We start from the raw sequence: 22531 nt of genomic DNA, 5'->3' as shown, positions 1-22531 counted from the left end.
TCATGCAAGTGTATAATTAGGAAGTTCGGAAATCGCCTGTGTCGGACAGCACGCGTAAATTCAAACGTGAGCCAGCGGAGCACCGCAGGGAGGCCCTGATAAAGGCCACCCTGTCGCTGATCGCCGAAAAGGGTGTTCAGGCCGCGACGGTTCGGGCAATCGCGGCCCGTGCTGACGTGTCACAGGGTATGATCAGGCATCACTTTTCGTCGAAAGAAGACCTGATTACCGCGGCCTATGAGCATCACATGGACCGGCTCACCGACCTGACAGCGGCCTTCGCGGGTGCCGACTGTAGCGCGCCAGTCGCACGGTTGGCGGCCTTTGTCGTCGGCAGCCTGACACCGCCGGTTGTCGACGCGGGGTCGGTCAGCCTTTGGGCGGGGTTTCTGACCAAGGTCCATGACGACGCGCAGATGCGCGAAAGCCACAAGCGGACCTATTACAATTTCCGCAACCGCCTTGAGGCGCTGATCGCTGCCGTATTGAACGACGCGGGTCAGCCCCGCACAGCACAAGAGCTGCGCCATTTGGCCATCGCCTGCAACGCCGTGATCGATGGATTGTGGATGGAAGGCGGTGTTCTACCGAGCGCTTTCGCGCCGGATGAGCTTTCAGAAATCGGAATTCGCTCCGTCGGAGCACTCCTCGGGATAGACCTCACAAAAGCAGGGCAACAGACATGAAAACAACAGATATCACCCGACGGCTGGCAGGTCTTGGCGGGGCAAAATGGGAAGTGCATCTAAAGGCCCGCGAGCTTGCCGCACAGGGCCGTGATATTATCGAGTTGACCATCGGCGAGCCGGACGTGCCGACGCCCGACGCGCTCATGGATGTTGCGGCCGATGCGATGCGCCGGGGCCGCACTGGCTATTCTGACGGTCGGGGTGAGACAGGTCTGCGCGCCGCATTGGCCGAGCGTTATTCGCGCCGGGCGGGCCGTCGCATCACGCCGGACCAGGCCATGTGTTTTCCCGGCACGCAGACAGCGCTTTATGCCGTGCTGTTGGGCGTGGCCGAGGCGGGGCAGCAGGTTCTGGTCGGCGATCCGATGTATGCCACTTACGAAGGGGTTATCCGCTCCAGCGGTGCCGAGATGGTGCCCGTCCCGCTGCGCCCGGAAAACGGCTTTCGCCTTCATGCGGATGACATCGCCGCAAGGATCACCCCGCAGACCACGGCAATCTTGCTGACCACGCCGCATAATCCCACCGGCGCGGTCCTGACCCGCGCGGAGATAGACGCGCTTGGTGAACTGGCCATTGCCCATGATCTGTGGATTATCTCTGATGAAGTGTACGAAGAGCTTATCTTCGACACCTCTGAATTCTGCTCGCCTCTGTGGCGTCCGCAGCTGGCTGACCGCACCATCGTCGTCTGCTCAATCTCAAAATCCCACGCCGCACCGGGCTTTCGCAGCGGTTGGTGCATCGGCCCCGAAGCCTTTACCGAGGCCCTCTTGCCGCTGTCGGAGACCATGCTTTTCGGCAACCAGCCCTTTATCGCTGACATGACCGAAAAAGCGGTGCGCGAAGGCTCCCCTGTGGCGGATGGCATGAAGCAACGCTTTGCCGCCCGCGCCGAGCGTTTGCACCGCCGTCTGTCGCAAGAGAGCCCGTTGAAGGTGCACCAACCGGATGCGGGCATGTTTGCAATGATCGACGTGTCGGCCACCGGAATGAGCGGCACCGACTATGCCATGCACCTGCTTGAGCAGGCTGGCGTGGCGGTCATGCCCGGTGCGTCCTTTGGGGAAACGCTCGATGCTTGGGTGCGTGTGGCGCTGACCACCGGCGACGCGGCCTTTGATGCAGCCTGTGACCGGATCATCCGGCACGCGGCGCAACTGCAGCTGGAAACGGCATGACCAGCCTCGGCGAGGCGCTGGTCGCCCAGCTTTCACAGCGCGGTGTCGACTGTGTCTTTGGCATCCCCGGCGTGCACACGATCGAGCTTTATCGGGGCTTGGCGGCCTCGGGCATCCGCCATGTGACGCCTCGGCACGAACAGGGCGCGGGCTTCATGGCGGATGGCTATGCACGGGTCTCCGGCAAACCGGGTGTTGCCTTCGTCATCACGGGGCCGGGCCTGACCAACACGCTGACCGCAATGGGCCAAGCCCGTGCGGATTCTGTGCCGATGCTGGTGATCTCTGGCGTCAACACGCTGCCCAGCCTTGGGAAGGGCAGGGGGCATCTGCACGAGCTACCGGATCAGCGGGCGATGGCACGGACCGTCGCGCTGATCTCCGAGCGGGTTGAGACCGCCGATGAATTGGCCCCCATGCTCGACCGGGTCTTTGAGCCGTTCCAGTCAGGCCGACCGGGGCCCACACATCTTGAGATACCGCTGGACGTGGCCGGCGCGCCCTATACCGCCGAAGCGCCCTCTCTTTCTGCCACCTCTGTAACACCCCCATCTGCCGAGCAAATCTTAGAAGCCGCCGCGATATTGGCGCAGAGCAAAGCACCTTTGATCCTTGCCGGTGGCGGGGCTCGAAGAGCCGGGAATGCCCTGCAGACCCTCGCCGAAAAGCTAGGCTCGCCGGTGGTGCAAACGGTGAATGCCCGCGGCGTAATGTTCGAGCATCCTTTGGGCGTCCCGGCCAGCCCCAGCCTGCAAGCCGTGCGGGCACTGATCGCGCAGTCGGACGTGGTTCTGGCCTTGGGCACCGAATTGGGCCCGACTGATTATGATATGTACGCCTCCGGCACCATGCCCGAGATCCAAAGGCTCATCCGCGTCGATATTTGCGCTGAACAGCTTTCCCGCCATGCCGCCGAACTGTCGATCCACGGCGATGCGGCTCTCGCAATTGACGCGCTGAATGCCGCGGTCGACGGGGATGCCGCGCCAGACGGGGCAGCGCGGGCGGCCAAGGCCCGCCGCGAGGCGTTTGAAGAGATCGGCCCGGAAATGCGCGCGGCTTGCGACACCCTCGCTGAACTGCGCGGCGCCGTTCCGGGGGCGATCATCGTCGGCGATTCCGCCCAGCCAATCTATGCGGGCAACCTTTACTACGACCACGACCGCCCCGGCGGCTGGTTCAACGCCGCCACCGGCTTTGGCGCGCTTGGCTATGGCATCCCCGCGGCAATCGGGGCGGCGCTCGCGGCACCCCACACGCCGGTGATCTGCATCGCAGGCGATGGCGGCGCGCAATTCAGCCTTCCGGAATTGATGTGCGCGGTGCAAGAAAACCTGCCGATTTGCTTCATCATCTGGAACAACCACGGCTATCAGGAAATCGCCACCTCCATGCAGGATGCGGGGGTAAGCGTCGTCGGATGTGACCCGGCCCCGCCGGACTTCGCCGCCGTCGCCCAATCCTGCAGCTTGCCCTTCTGGCGCTGCGATACGCGGCCCGGCGCCGTTGCAGATGCGCTGCGCGCGGCCACCGCGACTGGCGGGCCGACGCTCATTGAAATTCAGGCACAGCCGACCCCCGCGCAAGCAAACAAGAGAGCATAACATGACAGACCCCACCTATGAATTCACCCGCGCCGTCACCCGTCGCCCCGCCGCCAGCATCGTCGACGGTCTGCGCGCCGAGGACATCGGCACCCCCGATCTTGCGCAGATGGAAAAGGCCCATGCGCATTACGTTGCCACATTGAATGAAACCGGGGCTGAGGTGATCGAACTGCCCGCGCTGGACGCCTTTCCCGATTCCGTCTTTGTTGAGGATACCGCGCTTTGTTTGCCAAAGGGTGCCGTACTAATGCGCCCCGGCGCACCGAGCCGCATGGGAGAGGTGGCCGAAATGGCACCGACCTTGAGCACCCTTTACAGTGACCTGCGCCAGATCGAAGGCCCGGGCCATATCGAGGGAGGCGACATTCTGGTCACCGGGCGCGAGATCGTGGTGGGCAGATCAGACCGCACCGATGCCGAAGGCGTGGCCGAGCTCACGCAGATCGTCTCGGACTGGGGCTATAGCCTCCGCGAGGTCTTTACGCCGCCCGGCGTGCTGCACTTCAAGACAGATTGCTCACTCCTCGACGGGGACACCATCCTCAGCACCAAACGGCTCGACGCTTCGGGCTGTTTCGAAGGCTACCGCGTGCTGCACACCTTCGAGGGCGAAGAGGCCGCCGCCAATAGCATCCGGTTCAACCAATATGTGCTCTGCCCTGCGGGCTTCCCCCGCACCGCGGAAATGTTGACGAAGGCAGGCTTTGAAGTGGTCGAGATCAATAATGCGGAATGCGCCAAACTGGACGGCGGCATGTCGTGCCTGTCGCTAAGGTTCTGATACTGAGGGTCGCTTGGAAGGTTTGATCCCCTGGCATGAGTGCAGCGTTCTGCGGTTTCGTGTAGAGGGAGCGAAGGTCAAACCGCCTCCGCCATATCTCTCAGCGATATGAGTTGATGCGGTTTGACCGCCCTGCAGTCGACTGCTTCTGACCTTGAGAGCCTGTGCGGAGTGCGCACCGCGCAGGCGCCTTGCGTCCCCATTATCCTGCGTTTCGATAAACTCAATCCGGTTTCAGGCCGGTTTATACAGTCCGGCAAACTGATACTTCCTGTCCAACAACAAAATTCGGACAGAAGGATAATCGAAATGAAAGCCATCGGCTATAACACCACCGGCGCGGCAGAGGTTTTGGAGGCGTTGGAAATCGACCGTCCCACGCCGGGGCCGGGCGATCTTTTGGTTGAGGTAAAGGGCATCTCTGTCAATCCGGTGGATGTGAAGCTGCGCGCGCTTTCCGCCCCCGATGGCGGCCCAAAGGTCTTGGGGTTCGACGCGGCGGGTGTGGTCGTCGACTTGGGCTCAGAGGTTACGGATTTCGCAGTCGGGGATGCGGTGTTCTATGCCGGGGATGTGACCCGTGCAGGCACCAACGCCACTTTTCATGCGGTTGATGCCCGGATCGTGGGGCGAAAGCCGGAAACGCTCGATTTCGTTGAGGCCGCCAGTCTGCCGCTGACCGCGATCACCGCATGGGAAATGCTGTTCGATGCTTTCCGGCTGACGGAAGGGGCCGGTAAGGGGCAGGCGCTTTTGGTGATTGGCGGGGCCGGGGGCGTGGGGTCGATCCTTATCCAATTGGCCAAGGCGCTGACCGGATTGACCGTGATCGCCACCGCCTCGCGTCCGGAAACCCAAGACTGGGTGCGCAAGATGGGGGCGGATCATGTGGTGGATCACCGGAGTGATCTGGTGGCGCAGCTTGCCGATCTCAACCTCGCGCCCAGCTACGTTGCCGCGCTGACGGCCACGGACATGCATTGGCCAGCCATCATCGAAGCCATTGCCCCGCGCGGCCAGATCGCATTGATCGACGACCCCGAGACGCTGGACATGAAAGCGGCGAAACCCAAAGCTCTGAGCGTGCATTGGGAGTTTATGTTCACAAGGTCGATGTTCCAGACCGAAGACATGACCGCGCAGCGCGACCTGTTGAACCGGGTCGCGCAGATGATCGACGCGGGCAGGTTGCAATCTACCGTGACCGAACATGCCGGCGTGATAAATGTAGAGAACCTTCGCGCCGCTCATCTGCGGCAAGAAAGCGGGCGGGTGATCGGCAAGCAGGTTTTGGGCGGTTGGTGATCGCCCGACCGACGCATCCCGCGCCATCGCAGAGACGCGCAGAGACCCCGATAAGGAGAAAGCCATGACCAAAACCATCCTCATCACCGGCGCGACCGACGGCATCGGTCTGCTGACGGCAAAGAAACTCAGCGGGCAGGGGCATACTGTCCTGCTGCACGGGCGCAGCGCCGAAAAATTAAGCGCAGCGGCGGCAGAGGTGGGCGGCACCCCCCAGACCTACCGTGCAGACCTGTCGCAGTTGGATGAGGTCGCGGCATTGGCAGGGGCGCTGCGCATCGATCACAGCCAGATCGACGTAGTGATCAACAACGCAGGTGTCCTGAAACTGCCCGATGCGCGCACCGAAGCGGGGTTGGACGCGCGCTTTGTGGTTAACACATTAGCGCCCTATCTGCTGGTGCAGCTCTTGCTGCCGGTGCTGCCCAAAGCGGGGCGGGTGGTGAACCTTTCCTCTGCCGCGCAGGCACCGGTGGATCTGGCCGCCCTTCGGGGCAACGGCACTTTGGACGATATGGCGGCCTATGCGCAGAGCAAATTGGCGATCACAATCTGGACGCAGGAAATGGCCCGCGTGCATCAGGATGGCCCGCTCTTCATCGCGGTCAATCCCGGGTCGCTGTTGGCGTCCAAAATGGTGAAGGAAGGTTTTGGCGTTGCTGGAAATGACCTGAGCATCGGCGCCGACATCCTGTGCCGTGCCGCGCTTTCAGACGACTTTTCAGAGGCCTCGGGGAAGTATTTCGACAATGATATGGGCGGCTTTAATGAACCGCATAGCGCCGCAGCGGACGCCGACCATGTCGCGGCGGTTATGGCCGCGATCCAAGAACTCGTGAGCCAGAACCGGGCAGGTTAGATTTTGCAGGGGCCGTCGGGATGGCGCCCGATTTCCGCCGTTTGCCTATCTGAGAAACGGCTCACCATGAAAGTCGACAACAAAAGGCCCCGCGCAGCGATGCTGGCGGGGCCTTTCATCGTTCCGAGCGGGCTCAGCGGCGGCGGCGGCCGCCGGTGCGGCCCGCGCGGCCTCGGCCTTCTTGACCGGCCTTGGGGGCGACCTTGTTGAATTCGATCCATGCGCTGCCATGCGGGTCACGGTCAAAGAGGAAGTTGGCGGCGCGGATGGCCTCCATCTCCTTGCCCGGACGGGGCTTGGTCGATCCCAGATTGAAGAGCGTCACGAAGGTCTCGTCATCCATCTCTTCGGGCAGGATGATCCCCGCGGCGGCCATCTCGGCGCGCTTCTCGGCGATCTTGGCGGCGTTGAGCGGCACGGCCACCGGGTTCATAATCGCGCTTGTCATGCCAGCGCCCATTGCCATTGGCAGGAAGGCGTTGTTGATGCCGTGACGATTGGGCAGACCGAAAGAGATGTTGGAGGCGCCGCAGGTGGTGTTCACGCCCAATTCCTCACGCAGGCGGCGCACAAGGGTAAAGACCTGATGGCCCGCCGTTGCCATGGCGCCAATTGGCATGACCAACGGGTCGACCACGATGTCATGGGCGGGGATGCCGAAATCCGCGGCACGTTCGACGATCTTTTTGGCCACGGCGAAACGCACATCCGGGTCTTCGGAAATGCCGGTGTCGTCGTTAGAGATCGCCACCACGGGCACGTTGTATTTCTTGACCAGCGGCAGCACGAGCTCAAGACGCTCTTCCTCTCCGGTGACGGAGTTCAGCAGCGGACGGCCTTCGCAGGTCTCAAGCCCCGCCTCCAGCGCGCCGGGCACGGAACTGTCGATGCAGATCGGCGCGTCGACGGCATTTTGCACCACTTTGATCAGTTCCGGCATCAGCATCGGCTCGACAAAGTTGTTGTCGGCATAGCGCGGGTCTTCGGCCATCTTGTTGGAAAAAACGGCCCCTGAGTTCACATCCAGCACCGTGGCACCGGCGGCGACCTGTGCGATGGCATCGGCCTCGACCCGCGAAAAATCGCCCTGCTCAAGCTCTTGGCTGAGGATCTTGCGGCCCGTGGGGTTGATCCGCTCTCCGATCACGCAAAACGGCTCGTCAAAGCCGATGACGGCGGTCTTGGTCTTGGATTCGATGACGGTTCTGGTCATGTAACTTCCTTTAGGATGCGTCGGCGGGCACCCCAGAGGCGCCGCCATTTTCTTGGACCCATGTGGCGCTGGTCTTGATCCCGCCCAACGGGAACAGATGCACATGGGTGATGTTAAAATCCGGGTGGGCCGCTTTGTAGGTGGCCAACTCGCTGATCACATCTGCGGGCTCATAGGGCAACAGCAGCTTGGTGACATCCATCGCTCGCTTTTGCAGCACCTTGAGCGAGGGGCCGACACCGCAGGCAATGGCGAATTTGATCAGCGTTTGAAGTTTGGCGGGCCCTGCGATGCCGATATGAATGGGCAGGGTGATGCCCGCAGCCTTGAGACTGTCGGCCCATTCGATGATCGGCTCTGCGTCAAAGGAAAATTGCGTGGCGATGGCCATTTCGGCATCGGTGCGGGTCTGAAAATCGTTCTTCCATTTCAGTGCGGCATCGACGTTCAGACGGCCACCGTCGGCATCGATATCACGGTTGCCCTCGGGGTGGCCAGCGACATGCAGCCTGGTGAATCCGGCCTCGTCGAAAAGCCCCGTCTCCATCAGCTGCATGCTGTCGGTAAAGTCGCCCACGGGCGCGGTGACACCGCCTGCCAGCAGCAGCGCTTGTCGCACATCGGCTTCGCCCTGATAGCGGGCGATCCAATCAGCCAGCGTGGCGCGATCCTTGATGATGCGGGCCGGGAAATGCGGCATGACCTTGAAGCCATCGGCGTTCAGCCGCGCGGCGGTGGCGACCATATCCTCGATCGGGGTGCCGTCGATATGGGCGATATAAACACGGGTGCCCTCTGGCAGCAGGGCGCGGAAATCTTCGACCTTCTCGGCGGTGCGGGGCATTACCTCGATCGAATAATCTTTCAACAGCGCCTCGACTTCGGCCACCGGCGCCTGCGGGGCCGGTGTTTCCTTCTTGCGGAAGTTCAAAAGTGCCATGAGCGTGTCCTTGATCATAGGGCTGGCAGGCTATGCCCAGCCGTCGTTGTCAATCAGTTGCTTAATCCGGTCGCGGTCGTATTCCGCGTCGATCCGGGCGGCTTCGGCGTCGGCGATGGCATCGGGATCGCCTTCAACCTCAAAGGGGTCCGCCTTGCGCCATTCCGCTAAATAGGCATCGGAATCTCCGGCGCCGATCTTCATCGCCGCGCGGTCAATCGCCTGTTCAAAGCGTTCGGGCAGGGGGCGTTTGGAGCCGCGGCGGCCCTTGCCGACGATGACCTGTGCCGGAATATCGCGCCAATAAACGATTGTGACTGCGGGCATGGGACGATTCCTCCGGTCCGGTTTAAGCCTGTCTAACGAGCGTCGCGGTCAGGACAGGGCCGTTTTTCGACGAAACACGACCCATCCGCGACTTGGGGCTCGTGATAGCGCATCGGGCGGGCCATCACGAGGGCCCTGCGCCCCCATTATTCTCAAGATGATTGTGAGGTGGTCCTGAGATGCCGAAAGGTAGGGGCATGGCGCAGGACGCCGCGGAAATTGGCCCAAGGCACCGCGACCACTTGCACCGGCCCGGCGCAGGGAATACCTTGGGGGCAACTCGATATGAAAGGCGCGTAACCATGGCGCCACAGCGTCCCAAAGGTGCGGGTGCGCTCGACAAAGACATCCCGGCTCTGAGCCCCGCGCCAGTTCCGCCCAGATCTAATGAGCTATATGCGGCCCTAGATCTGGGTACAAATAGCTGCCGCATGTTGATCGCCCAGCCTCGTGGCAGCGGTTTCCATGTGGTGGACAGTTTCTCAAAATCGGTACAATTGGGTGCCGGTTTGGAAAAAACCGGGCGCTTGTCGCGCGGATCGATGGCGCGCACCATCCAAGCATTGCGTATCTGTCAGCAGAAGTTGCGGCGCAACAAGGTGCAAAACATGCGGCTTGTGGCGACCGAAGCCTGTCGCCGCGCGCAAAACGGCGCAGAATTCATGCGCCGTATCCAGCGCGAGACGGGTCTCAAGCTCGATATCATCCGCCCCGAGGAAGAAGCCCAACTTGCCGTGATCTCTTGCGCACCGCTGGTCAGCCGCAAGACGGAGAACCTGCTGGTTGTGGACATCGGCGGCGGCTCGACCGAGCTGGTCTGGATCGACATCTCCAAAGTCCCTCGGGCGGATCGCGCCCGGTCGATCATGCGGCTTCAGGGCGGCTTCTATCAGGCGAAATCTGATGTGCCTGCCGCACGGGTGGTGGATTGGATCAGCGTGCCTCTGGGCGTGGCGACGCTGCGCGACCAATTCTCTGACGTCGAAGACGACGCCGCGCGTTTCGCCCTGATGAGCTGGTTTTTCGAAGAGAACCTCACCGATTTCACGCCCTATCAGACGATCCAGTCGCAAAAGCGGTTTCAGATCGTCGGGACCTCGGGCACCGTGACCACCGTGGCGGCGAGCCACTTGAACCTGAAACGCTATGACCGGACCAAGGTCGATGGCCTCAGCATGACCAGCGCGCAGATCGACAAGGTGATCCACTCTTATATCGCCATGGGGCCGGGTGGACGGCGCGCGGATCCGCGGATCGGCCAAGACCGCGCCGCCCTGATCATGTCGGGCGCCGCGATCCTACAGGCCTTGATGCGCTGCTGGCCGACCGACAGGCTGTCAGTTGCGGATCGCGGTCTGCGCGAAGGCCTGCTATATGCACAGATGAGCGCCGATGGCGTATTAGAAGAAGGGGTCTTTTGATGGCCAAGACACCGGACGGAAAGAACACCTCGGGGCGCGGTCAGCGTGACCTCAAGGTCAAGGTGAAATCCGCACGCGGGCGCAAGCTCAGTTCCACCCGCTGGTTGCAGCGGCAGTTGAACGATCCATATGTCAAACGCGCGCAGGCCGAAGGCTATCGCGGGCGGGCGGCTTATAAGATTATGGAACTAGACGATAAATATCGTTTCCTTGTCCCCGGTGCACGGGTGGTGGACCTTGGCGCCGCGCCGGGCGGTTGGTGTCAGGTCGCGGTCAAACGCTGCAATGTGCTGGGCGAGAAGAAGGGCAAGGCGCAGGGCACCATTCTGGGCGTCGACCTGCAAGAGATGGAGCCGATCGCGGGCTGTGAGCTGCACCAGCTCGACTTCATGGAAGACGACGCTGACCTCAAGGTAAAGGAATGGCTGGGCGGCAAGGCGGATGTGGTCATGTCCGACATGGCGGCGGCCTCTTCGGGGCACAAGCAGACCGACCACCTGCGCATCATTTCGCTCTGCGAGGCGGCGGCCTATTTCGCTTTCGACGTCTTGGAAGAAGGCGGCACATTCGTGGCCAAGGTGCTGGCGGGGGGCGCGGAGGGCGAGTTGCAAAAGCTGCTCAAGCGCCGTTTCACCAAGGTCGCCAATATCAAACCGCCCGCAAGCCGACCGGATTCATCAGAGAAATTCGTTGTGGCAACGGGGTTTAAGGGCGAAGAGGTTTAAGCGGTCATCGCCGTTCATGAGGCGTAAACCAATCGAACGCTAGGGTGTAGCTCTCCCGCGGTCTTTGCGCCGCCAACTTCATGAGGGCTCCCCGATGCTTCGACATTTGCCACTTGTATCGCTCATCTTCATCCTGTGTTCCGGGCTCAAGGTTACCGCGTCCGAAGTGCCTTGGGCGCTGAACGATTATATCGACCGGGATTTGCTGTCATGGGTCAATGACGCCCGCATCGTGGACGCGATTGCCCAGCAGAACCAGCGACACCGTGAGATGAATGTCTTGGCCGCCGCATCTGCGGCAGTGACCGCGCAGGCCACCCCGAAAAGCCAAGCAAAGGCCCCTGTCGCCGCCGCCTTCTTAGCGGCGCAGATTGCCCGCGCCAAAGGTCAGATTGCCGAAGTGGCGCTGCTCGATGCCTATGGGTTGACCGTGGTCACCAGCGGCACCGCATCGGTCTATTTCAAAGGCGGCAAGCCCAAGAACAGCAATCGTTTCACGCCCCCATCGGGGATGTTCGTAATCGATCAAGTGGCCATTGATGAAAGCTCCAAAGCGCATCAAAGCCGCGTTTCGATGCCCATTACAGAACCATCGAACGGCGCGATTATCGGGGTAATCACGGTGGAGTTGGAAGCGGCTGCCTTTTTCTGATGCCACCCTATGCCTGGGCGTGATCCGGCTTCGGATCCTTAGGGTTCGGGGGGTCGAACTGCTGCTTGAGAGTGCCGTGGCTAGGATTATCGAAACATGACAGTGAAGTATGGGATTATTAAATACAGCGAAACAACCCCGTCGCCGGTCGCGATGAAGCTTAGGTCGTTGTTATGGCTCGCGTTTCCATAGGTCTACGGGGCGGTCGCGCCGGTGGCAGAGCGCGCGCCGGGGACGACCGCATAGGGTTTGTCGTAGAGCAGCTAGTCGGGGTGACTGTCCGCGATATCTACCGGTCGTGGCGTTTTAGGTGAGCAGCTGGGCAATGATGCAAACGAACCGCTTCATCACGCGGCCCCGACGAAACGATAGCTCTCGCCACGGCGTTCAACCCGGCCCAGACCGCCCTGTGGCAGGTGAAAGCCCATCAGCCAGATCCGTTCGTCCGCCAGCCGCTCCAGCAACCGCTGCCGAGTCTTGGCGCCGCGCTCGGGGTCTTGGTCTGACCCGCTGGCCCAGCCGGGCCGGGCGAAGGCGAGATGGTGGTTGCCGATGGCATCGCCGCCGATCATCAGCGCGTCACTGCGGCCGCCCAGTAGGAACGACATATGCCCGGGCGTATGCCCGAAACTCGCCTGTGCCATGATGCCGGGGAGCACTTCATCGCCGTCGGAGAAAAGGGTCACCCGGTCCTCGATCACCGCCAACCGCCGCGCGGCTCCGACGGCAAAGGCGGCGCGGGCTGCGCCGATTGTCTCCACGGTCGCCGGATCGCGCCAATAGTCCCATTCGACCTGACCCATGTGGTAGCGCGCATTTGGAAAGACCAGATCGTCGAAATCGTCCAGCACGCCCCAAAGGTGATCCGGGTGGCCATGGGTAAAAACAACGTCGGTCACCGCCTCCGGGGCGACGCCCGCGGCGTCCAAACTTTCTGAAAGCGATCCAGCCGATGGCATAAAGGCGGGGCCAGCGCCCGCGTCGAAGAGGATCACCCGTTCGTCATTGCGCAAAAGCGCCAGGTTGCAGGGCGGCGCCAACTGGTCCTGAGGGAGATCAAAGGGCGCCAAAACCTGCGCCAGTTCCTCCTGCGGCAAACCATCAAAGAAGAAACTCCGCGGAAGCACCAGATTGCCGTCGCTCACACTGACAAACTCATACCTACCGATCTGGGTAGAGGTTAGGGCAAAGGCACGTAGCGGCCCATGGGCAAGGGCCGCCGCGCCCATCCCTGCCAGCACCCTCCGTCTGTTGACCTTCATCTTATGCCCTCCCCGCATTCATTCCGATTCGTGAATATAATTATCCTCATCGGATGACGGCACAAGGGGCGAATGCCCCGGCAAGAGATAAGTGTGCAAAACAAGGCAGCTATGCATGATCGTGGCTTGCATCGGGGGCAGGGGTTCTATCTAGGGGACACCACTCGAAACCCACCCCGACCCGGACGGAAAATGACTGATATCACAACAGAAGGTGCCTCAATCGCCTTTGACAAGGTCGGCAAGGCCTTTACCAAAGCAGGCGGGGCGACCGTGAATGCACTTGAGGGGATATCCCTCGACGTGGCCCCGGGCTCAATCACCGGGATCATCGGGCGTTCGGGGGCGGGCAAATCGACCTTGCTGCGCATGGTCAATGGGTTGGAGCGTCCGACCACCGGCAACGTGCTGGTCGGCGGTGAGGATGTCAGCACCGCCAAAGGCGGCAAGTTGCGCGCGATCCGACGTGACGTTGGCATGATTTTTCAACACTTTAACCTGCTGTCGTCACGTACCGTGGCGGGCAATATCGCGCTGCCGCTCGAAGTGGCCGGGATGCCGAGCGCGCAGATCAAACCGCGTGTGGCGGACCTTATCGACCGGGTCGGGCTAAGCGCGCAGGCGGAGCGCTACCCGGCAGAGCTTTCGGGTGGACAGAAGCAGCGGATCGGCATTGCGCGCGCCTTGGCCACCGGGCCAAAGGTGCTGCTCTCGGATGAGGCGACCTCGGCTCTGGACCCTGAGACCACCCAAACGGTTCTGTCGCTTTTGAAGGACATTAACCGCGATCTGGGGCTGACGATCTTGCTGATCACCCATGAGATGGCCGTGGTACGCGACATCGCGAGCCATGTGGCGGTGATCGACGCGGGCCAGATCGTCGAACATGGGGCCACCTATGAAATCTTCACCGCGCCGCAACACGCGACGACGCGGTCCTTCCTTTCGGGCGTGACCGGCGTCACCCTGCCTGCTTTCGTCAAAGAACGGCTGACCCAAACCGCCCCTGCAACGGGCGGCGAAGAGGTGGTCCGCGTCACCTTTGCAGGCGCCCATGCCACCGATCCGATGTTGGCACGGCTGACGCAGGATATGGGCATTCCGGTCAATATCCTTGCGGGCGCTGTCGAAGAGATCGGAACACGGCCATTCGGCAACCTGCTGGTGTCTCTGCCGGTGGCGCAGGCCGCCCAAGCGCGCGCCTTTTTGGAACAACACGGGCTTCTGACGGAGGTGCTGGGCTATGTCGGCTAATTTGATTAACCTTTTGATCGAAGCGACGGGGCAAACGCTCTATATGGTGGCGGTATCCGCGATCCTTGGCACGCTCTTTGGCCTGCCGCTGGGGCTGTTTCTGGCCACCTCGCAACGCGGGGAACTGCTGTCCGCGCCTTGGGTGAACAAGGTGCTCGGGCTGGTGGTGAACGCCACGCGCTCCGTTCCGTTTATCATTCTCGTTGTGGCGATCATTCCCTTTACCCGCATGGTCGCCGGCACCTCTATTGGCACCACGGCGGCCATTGTGCCGCTGACTATCGCGACGGTCCCCTTCATCGCGCGTCTGGTGGAAAACGCGATCCGTGAGGTCGATTCCGGCCTGATCGAAGCCGCCCGCGCGATGGGCGCGACCCCGCTGCAGATCATCCGCAAAGTGCTGCTGCCCGAAGCGCTACCCGGCATCACGCTGGGCCTGACCTTGGCGATTGTCAGCCTGATCGGCTATTCCGCCATGGTCGGGGCCGTAGGGGGCGAAGGGCTGGGAGACCTTGGTATTCGCTATGGATATCAACGGTTTATGCCTGACGTCATGGCAATCGTCGTGATCATCCTTATCGTCTTGGTACAGCTTGTGCAGTCCATTGGCGAGCGCGTCGCCAGCGCCGTGGACAAACGGGCCACCAAAAGCAGCGGCCAATAGGCCGCGCCTTACACCCGCTCTCTCAATCAAAGGAGACTACTATGCTTCGTCTTACGACACTCACTTCCGTTCTGGCGCTGATGGCCACCGGTCTTGCCGCCGAGGAAATCAAAGTCGGCGTTTCCCCCGGCGAACACGCCGAGATCATGGAAGAAGTCGCCCGCATCGCCGAGCCGATGGGCTTGGACATCGACGTGGTCGAATTCTCTGACTACGTCGTCCCGAACCAGGCGCTGGCCGATGGCGACATTCAGGCAAACTCGTTCCAGCACGTGCCCTATCTTGAAGCGCAGATGAAAGACCGCGGCTTTGAGTTGAGCGTCGTTGGCAACACCATCACGACCCCCATGGGTGTCTATTCCGACAAGATCACCGCGCTTGCCGATCTGGAAGAAGGGGCCACATTCGGCATCCCGAACGATCCCACAAACGGCGGCCGGGCGCTGCTGGTCCTGCAAGAACTGGGCCTGATCAAGGTGGATGAGGCCGCAGGTCTGGTGCCGACCGTGCTCGACATCACCGAGAACCCCAAGGACCTGTCCTTCAAAGAGCTTGATGCCGCCCAACTGCCGCGGTCGCTGGCCGATCTGGATGCGGCCTTGATCAATACCAACTACGCGATTGCTTCGGGCCTTAGCCCCAAGGAAGATTCCATCGCGATGGAAAGCGCCGAGAACCCATATGTGAATGTCATCGCCGTGCGTAAAGGCGACGAGGAAGCCGCATGGGTTGAGACACTGCTCAAGGCCTATCATTCCGATGAAATCAAAGCCTTCATCGATGAAAGCTATCAGGGCACCGTTATCACCTCCTGGTAAACGCGCGCTATCAGAGCGTCACGACAGACTTGACCCGCCCCGCGCGGGTCAAGATCACCATCGCCCTGAAGGGGCTGCATTTCGACAGGTTAAGACTCCCTCTTCAATTAGGTTGAGTCTGACGGTCGGCCAAAACAATTAAATTTCTGTTTAGGAATACCGCGTAGATCTCGCCTATCGTTGCGAGGGGCAAAAGTGCCCCCGGCTAAATTCTACGCAGACTTCTTAACATGAAAATTATGTTGCGTTGCGGCGTGAGAATTTTGTTGAAAAGTTCAATTCCACCCGTATCGTGAAATCACGAGGGGTTTTTTCACATGACCCGGGGCTTGTCCTTCCTGATGTCTGAAAGGGGCCGATGGTCGCGAAACATGTGAACGGGACGTTCAATTAGAAGAAGCGACCATAACAGACCTAGGGAGAATATCATGAAGACCGTGAAACTGATGGGCACCGCCGCCAGCCTGCTTGTGATGGGTGTCACCCAATCTGCCGCGCAGGATTTGACCGTGGGGTATTTCCTCGAATGGCCAATGCCGTTCCAATATGCCAAGGCCGAGGGAATGTATGACGAAGCCCTTGGCACCAGTGTGAATTGGGTCAGCTTCGACTCCGGCACAGCCATGTCGGCGGCGATGGCGTCGGGCGATGTGCATATGTCGGTAAGCCAAGGCGTGCCGCCCTTCGTGGTTGCGACGTCGGCGGGGCAAGATATTCAGATTCTTGATGTCGCGGTCAGCTATTCCGAGAATGATAACTGCGTGATCCGGGAGGAGTTGGAGATTGACAAATCTTCCGTTGCGGAACTGGCAGGCAAGAAGGTCGCGGTACCCCTCGGCACCGCTGCGCACTACGGTTTTCTCAAACAAATGAGCCACTTCGGCGTCGATGTCGGGTCGCTTGACGTGGTCGATATGGCGCCGCCTGATGGCGCTGCAGCCATCGCGCAGGGCTCGGTCGATATGGCCTGCGGCTGGGGTGGCTCTCTGCGGCGGATGCTGGAGCATGGCAATATCCTTATGACCGGCGCCGAGAAAGAAGAACTGGGCATTCTCGTTTTCGACGTGACCTCTGGCCCGGCGTCTTGGGTGGCTGAAAATTCCGATACGGTGTCTGCTTTCCTGAAAGTCACGGCAGAAGCGAATGCGATGTGGGCCGATGAGGCCAACCACGCCAAAATGCTGCCCGTGATCGCCAAGGACGCCGGCATGGACGAAGACGCCACGATGGAAACGATCGCGACCTTCACCTTCCCCTCGGTTGAGGATCAAATGGGAGAGAAATGGCTCGGCGGTGGCGCGCAGGAGTTCATGAAAGGCGTCGCGGATGTCTTTGTCGAAGCGGGCGCGATCGACGCGGCACTCGACAGCTACGACGACGCGGTCAACACTGGTCCGTTGCAGGCCGCAGGCGAGATGTAAGCCAAGACGGCTCAATACGGGGCCGCCCCCCGTCTTTGCCCGGTTCTTTGTAGCCGAAGAGCCGGGCAGGCGGGGGGCGGCCTTACAAAAATAACAGGGGGCACCGGGGCGGGATGTCGGGACTAAAAATCGAAAATCTGTCGATGCGGTTCGACCTGCCCAATGGCGGTCACGTACAGGCGCTTGAAAACGTATCGCTTGACCTTGCCGAAGGCCAGTTGATGTCAGTGCTGGGCCCTTCGGGCTGTGGCAAGACGACGCTTCTGAACATCGTTGCGGGCTTTCTTGCGCCAACCTCGGGCGAGATCGTTTTGAATGGCCACAACGTGACCGGGCCGGATGCAGAGCGGGGCATGGTTTTTCAGCAGGGTGCGCTGTTTGAATGGATGTCGGTGCGCGAGAACGTGAGTTTTGGCCCTCGGATGAAGGGGCAGAGCGAAAAGCAATACGGGGCCGAGGTCGACCACCTGCTCGACATCGTCGGGCTGAGGGACTTCAAGGAAAAGGCGATCTACGAACTTTCCGGCGGGATGCAGCAGCGGGTGGCGTTGGCGCGTTGTCTGGCAAATGATCCCGACGTGATCCTGATGGATGAGCCTTTGGGCGCGCTTGATGCCCTGACCCGTGAAAAGATGCAAAGCCTTGTGCTGAAGCTTTGGAAAGAGACGGGCAAGACCATCATCCTCATCACCCATTCGGTCGAAGAAGCGCTGTTGCTGGGCGAGCGGCTCTTGGTCATGGCACCGCGTCCGGGGCGCATTCACCGCGAATACCGTCTGCCCTTTGCCGATCTGGGTGTGGGCCACGATCTGCGCGAGGTTAAGAAGCATCCAGAATTTGCCGAAAGACGCGAAGAGATCCTTGGTATGATCTGGGACATGGAAGAAGAGATTATGGGCCGGACGGAGGACGCATAATGGTTATCCTACTGATTTATATCGTTATCTTTGCCGTCTCATTCTTTTTGGTGCGTCTTGCCGTCGACCAGACTGCGAATGGATTTGTTGCGCGCAAGACCGTCACCTTTGGCGATGAAAGCGCTGTCACCTCGAACCGCACCGCCAGCGTAATCTCGATCCTAACGATCTTTTTGCTGTGGGGCGCTTTTACCGGATCGTCGCTGCTGCCCCGGTTTTTGCATGCGCCCGGCCCCTTTGAGGGGCTGGCCGAGCTGACCTATACCGCAGAGGCCGAAGACGGCAGCCGCGATGATGCGACGATCACCGTCTTGGTGCATCCCGTGGGCGAAGATGCCGATACGCCGCAGGTCGATCCCGGCGAAGGCTGGGCCAAGAATGACGCTTTCACCATCGGCGCATGGCGGTCGGGGCTTTTGCGCGTCGATAAGAATGACGACAAGGGCCGCGATGTCGGGCACCGCGTCGTCGCGGTGAACGGCCAGCAGATCGTGCCGGGTGGGGAGGTGCTGACTGACTTTGGCCGCGTCGGCATGTCGCCCAAGGGCACGCTTAATTTTGAGCCTGCGAAGGGCTGGCAGATGGAGCCGATTTGGCTGCCGCCACCTGAGGCCGTGGTCGCCCGGTTGGGTGAGATTTCCAGCCAAGGTTACCGGGACAGCACCCTGTGGGAGCATTTGGGCTATTCGCTTTTCCGCGTTGTCGTGGGCTTTGCCCTTGGGGCGCTGGTGGGCATTCCGCTGGGCTATGCCATGGGCCTGTCGGGCTGGTTCCGCGGCTGGTTCGATCCGATTGTCGAATTCATGCGCCCCGTGCCGCCGCTTGCGCTGATTCCGTTGGTGATCATCTGGGCGGGCATCGGCGAGGTGGGCAAGATCATCCTGCTGTTCCTTGCGGCCCTATGGATCATGGCCATTGCCGCGCGGTCGGGCGTGTCGGGGGTGAATATCACCAAGGTGCACGCGGCCTATTCGCTTGGCGCGTCCAAGGCGCAAATCATGCGCCATGTGATCGTGCCGAACTCTCTGCCCGAGATCTTTACCGGGGCGCGGGTCGCGATGGGCGTCTGCTGGGGCACGGTGGTTGCCGCCGAACTGGTGGCCGCAGAAAAGGGGGCGGGGATGATGATCATGGTCGCCTCCAAATTCCAGCTGACCGACATCGTTTTGATGGGGATCATCCTGATTGGCGTCATCGGTTTTGGCATCGACATGTTGATGCGCAAGGCCGAGCGGCTGCTGGTGCCTTGGAAAGGGCGGTCTTAACCCCGCCCGCCTCAGTTCATCGCTTTCGAGGAGAAACACTTGCCAGACGCCGAATTCCGCGCCACAGTGAAAAAATGGAGGATATTTTCACATGACCCGAGCGAAAAGGCAGGGGGCAGAGGCCACGGCGCCACGCTCACTAGGGGCCGATTTACGCGCGATCCGCAAGGGACGCAGGCTGACCCTGACCGATTTGGCCGAGGCGTTGGACCGTTCCGTTGGCTGGGTCAGTCAAGTCGAACGCGATATCTCGACCCCCTCCATCTCAGACCTGCGACGCATGGCCGAGATCTTGGACGTGCCAGTCTCTCTGCTCTTTGGCGAGGCGACAGTGACCCCCGAAGAACGCGGCTATGTCGTGCGCGCCGGGGCACGGCGGGCCATGGGAAGTGCGGCCAACGGGTTGACGGAAGAGTTGCTTTCCCCCGATCTGACCGACAGTTTCGAGGTCATCCATTCGACCTTTGCAGCCTATTCGGGGCTGGAGGCGCCCGTCATGCGCGACACGCAGGAGGTGGGCTTTGTCATATCGGGCCGGTTGAACCTGAAGATTGCAGAGCGCAGCTTTACCGTCTGCCCCGGCGACAGCTTTCGCATTCGGGGCGAATATTACACTTGGGACAACCCCTACGACACGCCCGCTGTGGTGGTCTGGGTGATCTCTCCGCCGGTTTACTGAACCGGGTTTTCACCAATTCAAATGGTTTCAAACTGACCGGGGGCGCCATTGGTCAGCCTTTGGCAGTGCTTGGCAAAGGGAGCTGAACGTGGCTGATTTTCCGACAACGGCGCGGGTCGTGATCATCGGGGGCGGCGTGGTTGGGGTCTCGACCCTCTACCACCTTGCCTGCGCGGGTTGGACCGATTGCGTCCTGCTTGAAAAGAACGAACTCACCGCGGGCTCTACTTGGCACGCGGCAGGCAACTGCCCCAATTTCTCGAATTCATGGGCGGTGATGAACATGCAGCGCTACGGGCTCGAGATGTACCGCAGCTTGGGTGAGGCGGTGGGCTATCCGATCAACTACCACGTGACCGGGGCGCTGCGTTTGGCCCATAGCCGTGAGCGGATGCAGGAGTTTGAGCATGTCGCCTCCATGGCCCGCGCGCAGGGGCTGGGGATGGAGATGTGCACCCCCGCCGAGTTGAAAGAGCATAACCCGTTTATAGAGCTACATGACCTCGCGGGCGGTTTGTGGGACCCCTTGGATGGGGACATTGACCCGGCACAACTGACCCAAGCCCTTGCCAAAGGCGCGCGGGAGGCAGGGGGGCAAATTCACCGCTTTACCCCCGCCACCGGCATAGATCGCAATGGGGACGAATGGATCGTCCATACCGAAAAGGGCGATATCCGCTGCGAGAAGGTGGTCAACGCTGCCGGCTATTACGCGCAGCGGGTCGGCGAATGGTTCCGCCCCCATGGCGGCCGCCGGGTGCCTGCCGTGGTGATGAGCCATCAGTATTTCCTGACCGAAGAAATCCCTGAGCTGGCCGCATGGACCGCCGAAAAGGGCCACAAGATGCCGATGGTCCGCGATGTGGACAGTTCCTATTACCTGCGGCAAGACAAGAACGGTCTGAACCTAGGCCCATATGAACGCAACTGCAAAGCTCATTGGATCACCCCCGACGATCCGATGCCCGAGGATTTCAGTTTTCAGCTCTACCCCGACGATCTAGACCGGCTAGAATGGTATATCGAAGACGCCATGGCGCGGATGCCGCTTTTGGGCCAAAGCGGTGTGGGGCGGGTGATCAACGGGCCGATCCCCTATGCGCCCGATGGCTTGCCGATGCTCGGCACGATGCCCGGCGTGCCGAATGCCTTTGAGGCGCATAGCTTTACCTTCGGCATCGCGCAGGGCGGCGGCGCGGGCAAGGTCATGGCCGAATGGATCATGGCGGGTGAGACGGAGTGGGACATGTGGGATGTCGACCCGCGCCGCTTCACTGCCCATGCCGACCACGACTTCACCCTCGCCAAGGCGCTAGAGACCTATGGTCATGAATATGCGATGCATTTCCCGCATCACGCATGGCCTGCGGGGCGCGATAAGAAACTATCGCCGCTGCAGGACCGCCTGCGCGCGGCGGGCGGTCAGATGGGCGCTTACAACGGATGGGAACGAGCGAATTGGTTCGCAAAACCCGGCGATGATACCTCGGAAGTGGCGACCCAGACATGGGACAGGGCTGGCCCATGGGCCGTCCGGGTCCGGGCGGAGGTCGAGGCGGTGCGTGACCATGTGGGCGTGCTGGACCTGCCCGGTTTCTCACGCTTTGCGCTGGCGGGACCGGGCGCTGCGGAGTGGCTGCTGGGGCGGATCGCAGGCGCGCTGCCTAAAGTGGGGCGGATGACACTGGGCTATTTCCCCGACAGCAGGGGGCGGGTGCTGACCGAAATGTCGATCCTGCGGCATGCGGAGGATGAATTCACCCTGATCACCGCCGCCCCCGCGCAATGGCATGACTTTGAACTGCTGCGCGATGCGTTGCCCAAAGGGGGGGCGATCAGCCTGACGGATCAAACAGATCAAGTCTCGACCCTGATCCTCTGTGGCCCGAAATCCCGTGCGCTTTTGGCACCACTGGCCCCCGATGCCGATCTGGCATTGCCGTGGCTCAGCCATCAAAAGGCATCGGTGCAGGGCAAGCCTGCGCTGCTCGCGCGGGTCTGTTTCGCAGGCGAGTTGGGCTGGGAAATTCACGCGGCGCCCTCGGATATGCCCGCGATCTATGATGCGGTCATTGCGGGCGGGGCAGTGCCCTTCGGGATGTTCGCGCTCAATTCTATGCGGCTTGAAAAGGGGTATCGAACGTGGAAAGGCGATCTGTCGCAGGAATACACTTTGCTGGAAGCCGGGTTGGACCGGTTCATCCGGTTGGAGAATCCGCAGGCGTTTCCGGGCAAAGCGGCGCTGGTTGCCGAGCGGGCGGCGGGGCCGCAGCGGCGCTTCGTCACGTTGGTCGTTGAGGGCAATCCACAAGACGCGCCAGCGATGGCCACACTGCGCCTGAACGGAGATGCCGTGGGTGAAGTGACCAGCGGCGGCTATGGCTACCGCGTCGATGCCTCCATCGCCCTCGGGGTGGTTCAGGCCGAGGCTGCCGTGCCGGGCACGGACCTCACGGTGGAAATCTTTGGCCAGAGTTATCGCGCCACGGTGCAGCCCGACGCGCCGCTTTGGGACAGTGAAAACACCCGCATCCGCGCGCAGGAGGTCTGA

The 22531-nt window shown here is 61.3% G+C and carries 21 protein-coding genes and 1 pseudogene; 17 read left to right on the top strand and 5 right to left on the bottom strand.

Features of this window, described 5'->3' with window-relative positions; translation table 11 throughout:
- Positions 1–38 precede the first annotated feature (38 nt).
- The 6 genes from K3758_RS09855 to K3758_RS09830 all read left to right on the top strand — a co-directional run bounded on the left by K3758_RS09855 (position 39) and on the right by K3758_RS09830 (position 6422).
- Entirely contained in the window at positions 39–686 is a 648-nt protein-coding gene (locus K3758_RS09855; RefSeq protein ID WP_259944372.1) for a TetR/AcrR family transcriptional regulator, read from the top strand.
- Positions 683–1870, top strand: a complete 1188-nt coding sequence (locus K3758_RS09850) for a pyridoxal phosphate-dependent aminotransferase (RefSeq protein WP_259944370.1) — start codon at positions 683–685, stop codon at positions 1868–1870. The genes K3758_RS09855 and K3758_RS09850 overlap by 4 nt, the downstream gene beginning before the upstream one ends.
- Positions 1867–3474 (top strand): 5-guanidino-2-oxopentanoate decarboxylase, encoded by a 1608-nt coding sequence (locus K3758_RS09845; RefSeq protein WP_259944368.1) that lies wholly within the window; start codon positions 1867–1869, stop codon positions 3472–3474. The genes K3758_RS09850 and K3758_RS09845 overlap by 4 nt, the downstream gene beginning before the upstream one ends.
- A gap of 1 nt (position 3475) precedes the next feature.
- Positions 3476–4258, top strand: a complete 783-nt coding sequence (locus K3758_RS09840) for a dimethylarginine dimethylaminohydrolase family protein (RefSeq protein ID WP_259944367.1) — start codon at positions 3476–3478, stop codon at positions 4256–4258.
- 309 nt (positions 4259–4567) lie between these two features.
- Positions 4568–5563, top strand: a complete 996-nt coding sequence (locus tag K3758_RS09835) for a zinc-binding alcohol dehydrogenase family protein (protein WP_259944365.1) — start codon at positions 4568–4570, stop codon at positions 5561–5563.
- Positions 5564–5627: 64 nt separating this feature from the next.
- Positions 5628–6422 (top strand): SDR family NAD(P)-dependent oxidoreductase, encoded by a 795-nt coding sequence (locus K3758_RS09830; RefSeq protein WP_259944363.1) that lies wholly within the window; start codon positions 5628–5630, stop codon positions 6420–6422.
- A 133-nt stretch (positions 6423–6555) separates the two neighbouring features.
- Here K3758_RS09830 and K3758_RS09825 read toward each other — a convergent pair whose 3' ends face one another.
- Genes K3758_RS09825 through K3758_RS09815 form a run of 3 tightly spaced genes read right to left on the bottom strand, consistent with a single transcriptional unit; the run spans position 6556 to position 8902 of the window.
- Complete coding sequence (locus K3758_RS09825) at positions 6556–7635, bottom strand: methyltetrahydrofolate cobalamin methyltransferase (RefSeq protein WP_259944361.1); 1080 nt, start codon at positions 7633–7635, stop codon at positions 6556–6558.
- A gap of 10 nt (positions 7636–7645) precedes the next feature.
- Positions 7646–8575, bottom strand: a complete 930-nt coding sequence (locus K3758_RS09820; protein ID WP_259944359.1) for a methylenetetrahydrofolate reductase — start codon at positions 8573–8575, stop codon at positions 7646–7648.
- Between the two features lie 30 nt (positions 8576–8605).
- A complete protein-coding gene (locus K3758_RS09815) occupies positions 8606–8902 on the bottom strand; it encodes a virulence factor (protein WP_067625152.1) in 297 nt (98 codons plus the stop codon).
- Between the two features lie 302 nt (positions 8903–9204).
- On the opposite strand from K3758_RS09815, the gene K3758_RS09810 reads away from it, so the two are divergent.
- The 3 genes from K3758_RS09810 to K3758_RS09800 all read left to right on the top strand — a co-directional run bounded on the left by K3758_RS09810 (position 9205) and on the right by K3758_RS09800 (position 11700).
- Positions 9205–10323, top strand: a complete 1119-nt coding sequence (locus tag K3758_RS09810; RefSeq protein ID WP_067266266.1) for a Ppx/GppA phosphatase family protein — start codon at positions 9205–9207, stop codon at positions 10321–10323.
- The gene (locus K3758_RS09805) at positions 10323–11048 is read left to right on the top strand and encodes an RlmE family RNA methyltransferase (RefSeq protein WP_259944355.1); all 726 of its coding nucleotides are present in this window, start codon (positions 10323–10325) and stop codon (positions 11046–11048) included. The genes K3758_RS09810 and K3758_RS09805 overlap by 1 nt, the downstream gene beginning before the upstream one ends.
- A gap of 94 nt (positions 11049–11142) precedes the next feature.
- A complete protein-coding gene (locus tag K3758_RS09800; RefSeq protein WP_259944352.1) occupies positions 11143–11700 on the top strand; it encodes a hypothetical protein in 558 nt (185 codons plus the stop codon).
- Positions 11701–11831: 131 nt separating this feature from the next.
- On the opposite strand, the pseudogene K3758_RS09795 reads toward K3758_RS09800, so the two are convergent.
- A pseudogene (locus K3758_RS09795) lies at positions 11832–11987 on the bottom strand (MBL fold metallo-hydrolase); the annotation flags it as partial.
- 60 nt (positions 11988–12047) lie between these two features.
- Positions 12048–12962 carry an MBL fold metallo-hydrolase gene (locus K3758_RS09790; RefSeq protein ID WP_259944351.1) on the bottom strand — a complete coding sequence of 305 codons (915 nt, stop codon included), beginning with the start codon at positions 12960–12962 and terminating at the stop codon, positions 12048–12050.
- 192 nt (positions 12963–13154) lie between these two features.
- Here K3758_RS09790 and K3758_RS09785 point away from each other — a divergent pair, with 192 nt between their 5' ends.
- The 8 genes from K3758_RS09785 (at position 13155) to K3758_RS09750 (ending at position 22531) form a co-directional block, all read left to right on the top strand.
- Positions 13155–14216, top strand: coding sequence for a methionine ABC transporter ATP-binding protein (locus K3758_RS09785; RefSeq protein WP_259944350.1), 1062 nt, complete (start codon positions 13155–13157; stop codon positions 14214–14216).
- Positions 14206–14880: a methionine ABC transporter permease gene (locus tag K3758_RS09780; RefSeq protein ID WP_259944348.1), complete on the top strand. Its 675-nt coding sequence runs from the start codon at positions 14206–14208 to the stop codon at positions 14878–14880. Before K3758_RS09785 ends, K3758_RS09780 begins: the two co-directional genes overlap by 11 nt.
- A 41-nt stretch (positions 14881–14921) precedes the next feature.
- The gene (locus tag K3758_RS09775) at positions 14922–15698 is read left to right on the top strand and encodes a MetQ/NlpA family ABC transporter substrate-binding protein (RefSeq protein WP_067629390.1); all 777 of its coding nucleotides are present in this window, start codon (positions 14922–14924) and stop codon (positions 15696–15698) included.
- Positions 15699–16126: 428 nt separating this feature from the next.
- The gene (locus K3758_RS09770; RefSeq protein ID WP_259944346.1) at positions 16127–17119 is read left to right on the top strand and encodes an ABC transporter substrate-binding protein; all 993 of its coding nucleotides are present in this window, start codon (positions 16127–16129) and stop codon (positions 17117–17119) included.
- A gap of 113 nt (positions 17120–17232) precedes the next feature.
- Entirely contained in the window at positions 17233–18036 is an 804-nt protein-coding gene (locus tag K3758_RS09765) for a taurine ABC transporter ATP-binding protein (protein WP_067629395.1), read from the top strand.
- The gene (locus K3758_RS09760) at positions 18036–19301 is read left to right on the top strand and encodes an ABC transporter permease (protein WP_259944343.1); all 1266 of its coding nucleotides are present in this window, start codon (positions 18036–18038) and stop codon (positions 19299–19301) included. Before K3758_RS09765 ends, K3758_RS09760 begins: the two co-directional genes overlap by 1 nt.
- Positions 19302–19392: 91 nt before the next feature.
- Entirely contained in the window at positions 19393–19980 is a 588-nt protein-coding gene (locus K3758_RS09755; RefSeq protein ID WP_259944342.1) for a helix-turn-helix domain-containing protein, read from the top strand.
- Positions 19981–20068: 88 nt separating this feature from the next.
- On the top strand, positions 20069–22531 hold the full coding sequence (locus K3758_RS09750; RefSeq protein WP_259944341.1) for an FAD-dependent oxidoreductase: 2463 nt from the start codon (positions 20069–20071) through the stop codon (positions 22529–22531).

Source organism: Sulfitobacter sp. W002 (assembly GCF_025142135.1).
Classification (GTDB): Bacteria; Pseudomonadota; Alphaproteobacteria; order Rhodobacterales; family Rhodobacteraceae; genus Sulfitobacter; species Sulfitobacter profundi.
The sequence above is the reverse complement of the archived record's forward strand: the minus strand, read 5'-3'. Positions and strand labels throughout refer to the sequence as shown.